This is a genomic window from Moraxella lacunata (genome assembly GCF_002027545.1).
GTDB classification, from domain to species: Bacteria; Pseudomonadota; Gammaproteobacteria; order Pseudomonadales; family Moraxellaceae; genus Moraxella; species Moraxella lacunata.
Genome location: NZ_MXAN01000116.1, coordinates 1 through 11,515, shown reverse-complemented (window position 1 = coordinate 11,515; position 11,515 = coordinate 1). Strand labels below are relative to the sequence as shown.

Annotated in this window: 6 protein-coding genes; 3 read left to right on the top strand and 3 right to left on the bottom strand. The window is 47.2% G+C overall.

The window, feature by feature from the left end; all coding sequences use genetic code 11:
- The first annotated feature begins 18 nt into the window (after nucleotides 1–18).
- Nucleotides 19–5,022: a hypothetical protein gene (locus B5J94_RS13205; RefSeq protein ID WP_079364191.1), complete on the top strand. Its 5,004-nt coding sequence runs from the start codon at nucleotides 19–21 to the stop codon at nucleotides 5,020–5,022.
- Between the two features lie 220 nt (nucleotides 5,023–5,242).
- Here the strand turns inward: B5J94_RS13205 and B5J94_RS13200 are convergent, their stop codons facing one another.
- The gene (locus tag B5J94_RS13200; protein ID WP_062500665.1) at nucleotides 5,243–5,881 is read right to left on the bottom strand and encodes a lysophospholipid acyltransferase family protein; all 639 of its coding nucleotides are present in this window, start codon (nucleotides 5,879–5,881) and stop codon (nucleotides 5,243–5,245) included.
- A gap of 280 nt (nucleotides 5,882–6,161) precedes the next feature.
- Nucleotides 6,162–8,786 carry a glycerol-3-phosphate 1-O-acyltransferase PlsB gene (plsB, locus tag B5J94_RS13195; RefSeq protein ID WP_062500671.1) on the bottom strand — a complete coding sequence of 875 codons (2,625 nt, stop codon included), beginning with the start codon at nucleotides 8,784–8,786 and terminating at the stop codon, nucleotides 6,162–6,164.
- 171 nt (nucleotides 8,787–8,957) lie between these two features.
- Between plsB and B5J94_RS13190 the strand changes: the two genes are divergently transcribed.
- Entirely contained in the window at nucleotides 8,958–9,893 is a 936-nt protein-coding gene (locus tag B5J94_RS13190; RefSeq protein ID WP_062500673.1) for an acyl-CoA thioesterase, read from the top strand.
- Nucleotides 9,894–9,996: 103 nt separating this feature from the next.
- On the top strand, nucleotides 9,997–11,163 hold the full coding sequence (locus B5J94_RS13185; RefSeq protein ID WP_062500667.1) for a DUF1615 family protein: 1,167 nt from the start codon (nucleotides 9,997–9,999) through the stop codon (nucleotides 11,161–11,163).
- A gap of 132 nt (nucleotides 11,164–11,295) precedes the next feature.
- Here the strand turns inward: B5J94_RS13185 and B5J94_RS13180 are convergent.
- On the bottom strand, nucleotides 11,296–11,515 hold a 220-nt coding region (locus B5J94_RS13180; RefSeq protein WP_079364190.1), incomplete at its 5' end, for a DUF1289 domain-containing protein.

Genomic DNA, 11,515 nt, shown 5'->3' with positions numbered 1-11,515 from the left:
TTTTGGGGTGCGGTTCACATGCAATCCATCAGCGTAAAAGTCAATGACAGTGTTCAGACCATTGTCGAAGCAAAGGTCATCACCAAAGACGGTCAGCCCACCGTCATCAGAGCTACTCGCAATGCCAACTATGAGCTTATCAACGATGCCACAGGTCGTGGTCCTGACCACATCGTCACCAAGCGTGTTGGCAAAGATTTGCACATCTCTTTTGAAGAAAATGCCGAAGAATCTGACCTAATCATCGAAAACTTCTATGACCATGACAAATCAGCACTCATCGGACAAGCCGAAAGCGGTCAATACCACTACTATGTGCCAGATACTGGTCTTACCCAAGACTATGTTACCGAGCTTGTCATCGGTGACATCGAAGGTCAAGCCCTAGGCGGTCAAGGCTATCCTGCTCCATGGTGGATCGGTGCAGAAGAAGGCACTCGCTTTGGCATCATGCCATGGCTTGTAGGTATCGCAGGTCTGGCTGGTATCGCTGCTGCTATCTCTGGCAGAGATGATAAAGGTAACGACAATAACAATAATGCTAATGCCTCTGCCCAAGAAAAACCACTAAATATTGAAAACATACAAAGTGATACAGTTGCACAAGGTGCAACACAAGCACTAAACTTTACCGTAACCAGCAACGGTCAGAATGTATCGCAAGCCATCATCTCTGTCAATGGCACCGAACTAAAAGATGCAAATAATAAGACAGTTCTTACAGATAAAGATGGTAAGGTAAATATTACCGCCCAGCTTTTGGAGGCAAATGGCATCAAATTGGGCGAGCTTCATAATTTTACCATCAGTGCAAAAAAAGAACATTATACAGAAGCCAAAGCCACGCTACACAATCCAGAGGTTGTAACGATGGATGGTGGTGTTGTTGTTACCCCTCATGAGAGTGCAACAGAGCTTGAAGTAACCTATACCAAACCAGATCAGACGGTATCTACTGCCAAATTTACAAAAAACACCAATGGCGATGGCAAAGCTGGTGCCTGGATAGATAACAATAAAGATGACAGTGTTACTATTGACCCTGCTACTGGTAAGGTTGTTATTCCTGTAAATACGATAGGTTCTAAGACCAACGTAACCGCCAAACAGACCACTGATGTCGGTACAACCAATAATAGCGAAGGCGTGGGCAAAATTTCATCTGCCAAACCTGTTGTAGAGGCCATAAAGACAGGCGATGATGCTGGTAATGTTGTCATCAAACCAAGCGATGACGCCACCACTGGCTCAAAAGTTGTCGTAAGCTACACCGATGCAGACGGCAAATCAAACACCGCCACCATCACCAAAGATAACGATGGCAAATGGACATCAAATGATAATAAAGTTGTCATCGGTAATGATGGCACCATCACCATTCCAGCTGACAATGTGACAGACGGCTCTGATGTTAGTGCAACACAAACCGATCCAGGTCGTGAAGAGAGTCTCTCTGCATCTGACAGAGCAAAAACAAGCGTACCACAACCCAAAATTAATGCCAACGATGATGGCTCTGTGACAGTTACGCCATCAGATAAAGCAAATAAAGTCACCATCAATTACACTGACGAAGATGGTAAGCAAAACACTGCCACCATCGCCAAAGATAACAATGGCAAATGGACATCAAATGATGATAAAGTTGTCATCGGTAATGATGGCAGCATCATTCTGCCTGACAATAACGTAAAAGATGGCTCAGAGGTCTCTGCCAACCAAACTGTGGGCACCAAAGACAGCGATAAAGGTACAGTAACCACCCAAGACAACGTGCCTACACCAGAGATTACTGCCAATGACGACGGCTCTGTGACAGTTACGCCATCAGATAAAGCAAATAAAGTTACCATCAATTACACTGACGAAGATGGCAAGCAAAACACTGCCACCATCGCCAAAGATAACAATGGCAAATGGACATCAAATGATGATAAAGTTGTCATCGGTAATGATGGCAGCATCACCATTCCAGCTGATAAAGTTAAAGATGGCTCAACCGCCACTGCTGAGCAAACTGTGGGCACCAAAGACAGTGGTAAAGTACCAGTGGTTGTTAACAACCAAAATGGCACCACACCTGCCAAACCTGCATCACCAGAAATTAATGCCAACGATGATGGCTCTGTGACAGTTACGCCATCAGATAAAGCAAATAAAGTCACCATCAATTACACTGACGAAGATGGCAAGCAAAACACTGCCACCATCGCCAAAGATAACAATGGCAAATGGACATCAAATGATGATAAAGTTGTCATCGGTAATGATGGCAACATCACCATTCCAGCCGACAAAGTCAAAGACGGCTCAACAGTTACCACACAACAAACCACGCCAGTGGGCATCAGCGACCCAGCAGATGCCACCGCCAAAGATGGCATCGCCGAACCTGATGTGACTGCCAATCCTGATGGCTCTGTAACAGTCAAGCCAACAAAAGATGCCACAAAAGTTGAGATCAGCTATGTGGATGAAGATGACAAAGAGCAAACCGTTACTGTGACCAAAGATAAAGATGGCAACTGGACGGCAGATGATGATAACGTTGTCATTAACGACGATGGCACCATCACTCTACCTGCTGACAAAGTTAAAGACGGCTCTGACGTGACTGCCAACCAAACCACCGACAATGGCAAAAGCGGTGATGCCGCTGCTACGGCAACAGATGCCAGAGCAGATGCTCCAAGTGCTGACACACAAAACAAACCAACAGCCCCTGCCGTCACTGGCAACCCTGATGGCACCGTTGATGTCAAGTTCCCAAGCAAAGACAGCACCGAACCAGACGACACGGTTAAAGTGACTGCCACCCCAGAAGGTGAGACTGTCCCTGTAGAAGTGACTTACACCAAACAACCTGATGGTACTTGGAAAGCCCCAGCCACAGACGCTGACAAACTTGGCAAACTTGGCTTGCCTAGTACAGTGCCTGCAGACAAAGGCGGTCAAGCACCAACTGTGTCCATCCCTGCTGACAAAGTAGCGGACAACACAGACGTGACTGCGACGGTGACCGACACAGACTCAGCCAACCCTGAGCAAACGGCGAAAGACACCGCCAAAACGCCTGCTCCAAGTGCTGACACACAAAACAAACCAACAGCCCCTGCCGTCACTGGCAACCCTGATGGCACCGTTGATGTCAAGTTCCCAAGCAAAGACAGCACCGAACCAGACGACACGGTTAAAGTGACTGCCACCCCAGAAGGTGAGACTGTCCCTGTAGAAGTGACTTACACCAAACAACCTGATGGTACTTGGAAAGCCCCAGCCACAGACGCTGACAAACTTGGCAAACTTGGCTTGCCTAGTACAGTGCCTGCAGACAAAGGCGGTCAAGCACCAACTGTGTCCATCCCTGCTGACAAAGTAGCGGACAACACAGACGTGACTGCGACGGTGACCGACACAGACTCAGCCAACCCTGAGCAAACGGCGAAAGACACCGCCAAAACGCCTGCTGACACCAACCCACCAACCATCACTGTCGATATTCCTGCCACAGAAGTGGAAGCAGGCGAAACGATAACCGTAACCTTTACCATTAGAGATGATAAAGCGACATCCATCACCGACTTTGATGAAAGCGACATTGTAGTGGAGGGCGGTGTACTCAAAACAGGTACACTAAGAGCTGATACCAACGACCCTCTCACCTACACCGCCAAAGTAACTGTTGGCTCAACTACAGGCACAGACGCACTGAAAGTATCGGTAGATGCGAACAAGTTTAGTGATGGCACTAACCAAAATACAACAGGCGGTTCGGATACAGCTACTGTGAAAGCTCCTGTTCCGCCTGTCGTTAGTATCAATGTCTCCACAGACAACGGTACAGCAGGTGTTGCAGGCAAGTACAAAACAGCGGTTGAGGAAGATGGAGCTGAACGTTTAGTGTACACAATCTCCCTTGATAAAGAAGCAACATCAGACCTAACCATTCATCTAACCAAGTCAGGAAAAGCCACCAATGAAGACTTTGAGAGTGCAATTCCAGAAAAGGTTGTAATCGAAAAAGGCAAAAGAGAGGCTAAAGTTTATCTAGATGCCAAAACCGATACACCAGCCAACATGACAAAAGAAGGTGGTGAAGGTAATGAAAGACTAACCTTGTCCCTTGCTGAAGGTAGTGGCTATAAAGTAAATACAAAAGCTGAAAAAGCCTCAGCAACTGGTGTTGTAATTGACAGCAATGCCTTTGCCCTGACCAATTTGGGCGGTAGCATGACTACAACCGTTGGTCCAACAGGCAAAGGAAGAAACAACCAAGTATCTCCTGATGGTTATACAACCACAGAGTACGCAGACAAAGTCTATATTGGCTATGCTCAAGATGGTACAACTAGATTAGGTGGTCCTGTTGCAAACATTTGGGACGCAGATGTTGGTGGCGATGCTACTGTACTAGATACTGCTGGCGGTGATGACTATGTCAAAGTTCGTCTTTCAATGAATGCTAATACAATTGTTAATCTGGGTGATGGCAATGACACCTTTATTTTGGGTGCTCATATGTATAACAATGCAGCCATCAATGCAGGTAACGGTAATGATTATGTTGAGATTGGTGGCAATAAAGACCCTGCTCCAACCATTGATTTGGGGGCAGGAGATGACAGGCTTGTCATTGGTGGAACACTGAAAACTACATCCACAGGCACAGTATTAGCAGGAGAGGGCAATGACAGCCTAATTGTTAAAGGCGGCTCTACCATCAATTTGTCTGATGTCATTGGTTTTGAATCTATGGATATTACTGAGGGTAAATCTTGGATTAAAAGCGTTACTGTTGAAAATCTTGCCAAAGGCGATGTCAAGACCATGACGATAGATGGCGATGCCAATGACCGTGTCTATATTGGTACTAGAGATACAGCCAATGACACCAGTCTAGTAGATATCTCTGCAGGTTCACAAGGTAACTGGGTCAAAGACAGCACAACTGATGCCATTTATGACATCTATACCAATGGCGAGTACACACTCAAAATTGACAAAGATATCAGCATCTACTAATTGTCAGTCTATGTTACAAAAAACGCTCCGAAGTTCGGGGCGTTTTGTTTTGTGTGGTTTTGTATGAAAAATGGCTATCCGACCACTTAATTTAAAAGTTAAGTAAAAACCTTAAAATTTACCCAGTTAAGTGGTCAGATGGTTTTTCTGTGTCAAAATCCTTGTTAATATTGCCTGTCTTTGTATTTTTTTACCCAATCATTATCAACTATCTCAGCCATCATTTTGACAAATCTTGCAATGGCTTAGACATTTTTTTGATATGCCTGCCTTCTACGCCGTCATAATAGGCATAAATCTTGGGCAAATCCGCCTCAATGTCGCCTGTGGGATAGAACAGGGGCATAAAGCGAACCTCTTTGGTGTTATAATCCATCGCCACAGGCAAGATGGGTACGTCTGCCCCAAGTGCCAGATAATAAAAGCCCGTTTTCCACTCGTCAGTGTAGCCCCGAGTGCCCTCAGGCGACAGCCCCAAAAAGAGCGGTTTGCCAGTTTTAAAGCGGTTGATGTTGGCTTGTAATACCGAGCCTTTTTTATCCCTATCAATGGCGATGACCCCCGCCCATCTTAAAAAGTGCGACAGAATGGGGAGTTTAAAAAGCTGTTTTTTGCCAAGTAATTTGATGTCCACATCAAGAGCCAGCAGGGTGGGAATGGCATACACGCCATCCATGTTGGAGGTGTGTGGTACAGCAAGCAGTACCGCCTGTGAGACATTGGGAATCTCGCCTGTGATACGCCAGCCTGCCTTGTCCAAAAAGGCACGGGCAAGGCGTGGGGCAAATTTGCCATGACGGCGTGGCACTCTATCGCCTAGGGCAGTGGGGTCAATGGTGGGTAGGGTGTTCATGTCCATGGGGATTTTCCTTAAAATGGGGTTTGGGGTATGTCTAGGCAACACGCTTTAAATCGGTGTGTCTTTTATGGGGCAAATTATCATTTACCCCATGTATTTATCCAGCAAAAATATTTTAACATATTACCCCATTCTCAACTTTATGCAAGTGATTGATTTATCAAGGGCGAATATGATTCGCCCCTACAATCCAAAAAATAATTTCATAATAATCAATAAGTTGTCATTTTAGGTTGAGATTGAAGTGTGTATTTTAATATTTTGTAAATCAATAAATTGGCTATTTACGTCCAAATTTACGCTTTTTATTCATCTCATCCATGACGCTGTCAATCTCATCGTCATTTAGGCGGGCGGTGTGACGCAGTAGCTCAATCATGTCAGGGTTTAGGACATATTTGGCATGTTCGGCGATTTTGTCAATGCGTTCATCAAAATCAATCATGCCCGTCTCAGGCTCAATCTGCACATAATCCATGCGGACGAGCGTGTCTAAGAAGCTTGTAAATAACGCCTTGTCAAACATGTCAGGTAAATCATCGGCATACAGCACAGACACCCTTTGCCCTAGGAAGTAGCACAGATTGACGACTTGCTCGGTGTTTAGGCGGTGCGTGCCTTGTTCGGATAATAGGGTTAACGCCATAAAGTAGCGTTCTAGGCTCTGTTGGGCAGGGTCGGCAAGCACGATGAGCTGTTGGTAGGCAGGCGAGTTGGTCTCGGGGGCACTGATGAGTACGCCATCCCATTCAACAACCAGATTTTCTTTGATAAGCACGTCCAAAATTTCGCCAATGGTATCCTTAATGCTACGCTGTGGGTGTTTTAAAAACAGCTCGGTTTGTAAAAAGGGGTACAAAAGCTCGCTGATGTTTTCTAGCTTATCACGGTACATGCGTCCGTTACGTTGCACCAGTGATGCGATAAAACTGGCTAGGATAAAGACGTGCAGAATGTTGTTTTTAAAGTAGCTAAGCAAGGGGGCTTGTTTGTCCGCCACTTTTATCATGTCGCCTAGCACATGGGGCGTGCGTTCGATGAGTTCTAACTGTAAGCCATACGCCAAGATGTCTTTGGGGTTCATGTCAGTGACAAAGGTGTCGCTGTCATAGGGCAGGGCTTGGGCGATACGCTGATACAGGGCGATTTGTTCCATCGCTTGGGCTTCATCAAGGGCGGATTTGGGGGTGGACAGTAGTACGAGTGCCAGTAGGGAGACGGGATTGACGACCGCTGATTTGTTGATGTTTTGCATGATTTTGACGCCAATGTTGGTAACCATGGCGTGGGTTTGTTTGTCGTTGTCCGCTTGCTCGTCAGGGCTTAACGCTAGGGTGTCTTTGCCAGTTTTGACGTTAAATTTATCCAAAAAGTGGGTCAGGTGTAGCGGTTCGCCAAAGGACAGATGTACCGTGCCAAACACCCGTTCAATCTTTTGGGCGGTCTTGATGAGACTAAGTAGGTTCTCGCTCTCTTTGGGTTTGCCTTTGAGCTCGCCCACATAAGTCGCCCCTTCCATAATCCGCTCGTAGCTGATGTAGGTCGGGACAAAGACCACGGGCTTAGCAGGGTCACGCAGATAACTACCTACGGTCATGGCAAGCATGCCGAGCTTGGGTGGTAGTAGGCGACCTGAGCGAGAGCGACCACCTTCGATGAAATACTCAATGGGGACAGCCCGTTGCATGAGTGTGTGTAGGTATTCTTTAAATACCGTGCTGTATAAAGCATTGCCTTTGAAGCTACGACGCATGAAAAACGCCCCGCCACTACGCAGTATCTCGCCCAGTACGGGGATGTTTAGGTTGTCCCCTGCAGCGATGTAAGGGATACGCAAGCCCCGTTTGTAGATGACATAAGACAAGAGTAGGTAGTCCATGTGGCTACGGTGGCATGGCACATAGATGATTTGGTGGTCGGGGGCAAGCTTACGCACCCGCTCAAAATGACGCACTTCCACGCCGTCATAGAGTCGCTCCCAAAGCCACGTCAAAAAGTGGTCAAAAAACCGCACGACTGAGTGTGAGTAGTCGCTTGTTATCTCGCCGATGTAGCCTGCCGCTTCTTTTTTGACTTCGTTGATGGATTTGCCAGTGGTGGCGGATTCTTGTTCGATGGCGGTCTGTACCACGGGCGATGCTAGGATTTTGCCGGTGATGTTGCGTTTGTCGGATAAGTCAGGCCCGATGATGCTCGTTCTTTGTTTGTCCAAAAAGCCTTTGAGACGGGTGGCGATGGTTTGGGTTAGGATGGCAGAGTTAATGTCGCTCTCGCCCGCTTGCTTGGTCTCTTCGATGAGCGTGTGTAGTTCTTTGGGGCTGGCGAACTGTACGACCGTATCACGCCCCATCACACTGATGTTAAAGAGCTGTTTGGGAATGCTTGGCGTGTTCCACTCGTCCGCCATCAGTAGGCGAAACAGACTGTCTTCTTTACTTGGGGCTCGCCCCCATAGGATGGTCACAGGGATGAGTCGCACACGCAGCGTGGGGTCATCTAGGCATGCTTTGACCAAACGCTCTAAACGTGGCGATGGTACGTTGTCCGAGCCGTGACGGTGTTTTAAAAAGATGACTGACGCACTTTCGCTGTCTTTGCCCACTGTCGTACTGGCAAGGGCAGATGGCAAATCCAGCTCTCGGGTCTTGATGTCCACGAGCAGACTGTTAGAGCGTGAATATTCTCTTAGAACATAAAAGGTGGGAATGTCATCATCAAGCTCTGGCACTTCGCCCAAGATTTGTGCCTTGACCACCAAGGATAAGCCTTTGCCTGACAAGTGCCGATACGCCGATGGCTTATTCTCTGCTCTTTTGGGGGGTTCTTGTTGGTTTTCGTTGGTGGATTTTGGGCTGTTATTTGGTTTTTTAGAAAAAATCTGAGAGATATTAGGAAGTTTTAGCATAATGTGTGCCATGATTTGACAATATTCCTTGGTATTTTAACATTTTTAACTAGAAATGGACAAAAATTTTGTTATACTTGTACGCCTGACATAAGTGGTGTGGTTTGTTGATGTTTATCAATACAAAACAGCACCATTTTCCCTTAGCCATTTTAGATGTGTGGAATGATTATGCCAAATACGCCTGATGATAGTTTGATTCGTGATTTGATGACGACTTTGACCCTAACCGAGATAACGCCCGATGTGTTCTCAGCACCAAGCTTTGACTATGTGGGGGCAAGGGTGTTTGGTGGACAGGTGCTTGCCCAAGCGATGATGGCAGGGGCAAAGACGCTCCAGATAGACAAGCCTTGTCACAGTTTTCATGGTTATTTTTTGCGTGGGGGCGACATTCGCCTGCCAGTCATCTACCAAGTCCGCCGTCTGCGTGATGGCAAAAGCCTATCGGCTCGGCAAGTCGTGGCGGTACAAAACGTGCCAAACGACCCTGACGACCCCACGCTTGGCACGACCGAACAGGTTATTTTTAGCATGATCGCGTCATTCTCGCCCATGGAAGGTGGACTGGATTACCAAGAGAGCATGCCCGAATATCCGCATCCTGACACATTGCAAAGTGAGCAGGAGCTAAAAGACGCCCATGTCGGCAAAATCCCCGACGCCCTAAAAGCCCGCTACCTGCGTAAACGCCATGTCGAGATACGCCCTGTCACGCCCCGAGACCCCATTCATCCACAGCCCATGCGACCCCGCCAAGCCAATTGGCTTCGTATCAATGGATTGCAAGACCAGCCTGTCGCCATTCATCAGGCTCTGCTTGCCTTTGCGTCCGACTTTTATTTGGTTGGCACGGGGCTGATGTCGCACGGACTTAGCTTTATGACCAAGGGTTTGCAAGTGGCGAGCATTGACCACAGCATGCATTTTCATCGCCCCTTTGATGTCAGCGACTGGCTGCTGTATGACATGTGGAGCGACACGACCAGTCACGCCAAGGGGCTAAACCACGGGCAGTTTTGGCAAGATGGCAGGCTTGTCGCCACCACCCAACAAGAAGGGCTTATGCGACTGGTGGGTGGTGAATATGTAACCAGCAGTTCGTGATACAAAAATCACACATGGCATTAATATTGAACAAGGCTTATTGGGGCATTATTTTGCTACAATAAGCCGTTTTTTTTGGCTTGTCATTGTTTTTTATCACTTTATGAAAAATCCACTGTTAAAAAATCTGCCCTTATACATCGCTTTGTTTGGCGGTGCCATCCTGCTGACCGCCTGCACCCAAGAGACACCCGACACGCCCACTTTGTCAAATGATGAGATTGCCAAAGTGCTACCCAATCGCTCACAGGACAAGGCGAGTTGGGCAGGCGACATCGGGGCGATATTTGACGAGCTAAAACTGCACAAGGACAAAGAGAACATCTGCACCGTGGTCGCGGTCATCGACCAAGAGTCCAATTTTCACGCCAATCCTGCCGTTGCTAACCTTGGGCAAGCGTCCTTGCGTGCCATCGATGATAAGCTAGAAGACAAACTGGGCAAGCAGCTCGCTGGCGTGTTTCGCACCATGCTCGCCACCCGCCCAACCAAGGACAACAGCTTTGAGAGTCAAATCAAAAAGGTAAAAACCGAAAAAGAGCTAGACGAGCTGTACCAACAGATGTTTGACTACTTTACCAGCACCTATAAAGTCAGTGGCGTGAACAATCTCACCAAGCTCACAGGCGAGAGCCTTGACGAACGCCTAAACCCCATCACCACCTTAGGCTCCATGCAGGTGCATGTCAATTACGCCAAACGCCACCGCCGAGCTAACATGAACGACCGCACCCTGCGTGCTGACATGTACGGGCAGTATGGCGGTCTGTACTACGGCATTCATCGTTTAATGATGTATCAGGCGGACTATGATAAGCCGTTGTATCGCTTTGCTGATTATAATTCGGGCGTGTATTCAAGTCGAAATTCCGCCTTTCAAAAACGTGTGGCAAGCCTAACAGGAATCAGCCTTGACATTGATGGCGATTTGCTGTTGTATGCTAATGGCACGGTGAGCAGTGCCAAATCACAGACCGAGACGGCACTCATCAAACTGCTCGCCACCGCCAAAACACCGCTCACTCCCGCCCAAATCAGAAGTGATTTGAAAAAAGAGAAAAAAGCAAGTTTTGAGCAAACCGCCACGTATCAAGGGGTTAGCGAGCTGTTTAAAGCCAAATACAAAAAAGACCCCACCTATGCCATCATGCCACAGGTCGTGATTAGCAGTACAAAGATGAAACAGGACAAAAACACCAACTGGTACGCCACCAATGTCAATAGACGTTATGAAGCGTGTATGACGTTGGCAAATAAGCTGGGGAAATAAATGGGGTAAATAGGGCGTGCCTACTCTTTATTTGCCGTGATAAATGATAAAGGCAAAAAGGCAAATTAAGAAAGATGAATAAAAAAAGGTAAATAAAAACCACAGGGCGATACTGATTTAAAAATCACTGACTTAAAAATCAAAACTTAACTGCTCAAACTGCCCATAAAAATCAAACTCATAATTGACTGGGGTTTGGCGGTGTTTGTGACGAAGTAGGGCGTGGATGTTGCGACGTCGCCTGCCAAGGTTTTTTAAAATCTTGGCTCGCTCGCCATCGCTGATGATGTGCCATGTTTGGCGTTCGGTGCGATTTCTAAAACAGCCCATGCAGTGAACCGACCCCCAAATC